1 protein-coding gene is annotated in these 781 nt (G+C 62.2%); it reads right to left on the bottom strand.

Features of this window, described 5'->3' with window-relative positions; translation table 11 throughout:
* Positions 1 to 139: 139 nt before the first annotated feature.
* A partial coding sequence (tssG, locus tag B3Y70_RS07910) for a type VI secretion system baseplate subunit TssG (RefSeq protein WP_288589570.1) occupies positions 140 to 781 on the bottom strand: 642 nt, incomplete at its 5' end.

Consider the following 781-nt stretch of genomic DNA (forward strand, 5'->3'; position numbering starts at 1 on the left):
TCGCTGGCCGCGGTGCCGATGGAACCGCCACGGGTTCCGAAGCTATGTTCAATGCTGGCGCCACCACCGGTTTCCGTCGGGTTGGTGATCACTAATGTCAGTTCTGCTGCTTGTTGTGCCACGTCTCCGGCTCCCTGCCCTAACGTCTGATCTGTATCCGCACCGCCGGACGCTCACGGGCCCGATCCGGTGTTACGAAGGAATTCCAGCCCAGGCGAACATCCTCGCCCAGTTGCATGGGGCGAATATCCTTGGGCCGCATTTGCAGCTCCAGGTCATAGGCCAGCTGCTCCCGGGTAGCGAACTCCACCAGTTTGACCAGGCGCTGGTGATCCCGGCCATTGGGCAGAAAATCCGCAAACCGCTGCCGAGTCAGATTGCGCAGCCGGAGAATGAACTTGCCGCTGCGATCCCGGATGCGCGAACCCACCAGCGTGTCTTCGCCCAGGGTGGCGTTGGCCCTGCCCAGCGAGGTTTGCTGATCCCGGGCGATGTCCACTTTGCGCAGTACCCACTGTTCGATGCTGACGTCGTCCAGGTCAAAGCAGTGGCCGATGATACCGCTGACCACTTCCGGTGACCGGCTCCGGCCCGCCATCAAGCCGGCATAGGCCAGCATCTTGGACCAGTTCACCGGTGTCGCTTCCCGCAGCCGACTGTCGCCCAAACCGGTCAGGGCAAACACCAGTTCCGAAAAACCGTCGCTGGCCCCGGGCTGGAATCGGATGTAGTACCGGTATTTGCGCCAGGCCCGATGGAACAGGGTCACCAGCCGGTGATT

Origin of the sequence: Marinobacter sp. UBA5687 (assembly GCF_002420325.1) — a bacterium.
Taxonomy (GTDB): Bacteria; Pseudomonadota; Gammaproteobacteria; order Pseudomonadales; family Oleiphilaceae; genus Marinobacter; species Marinobacter nauticus.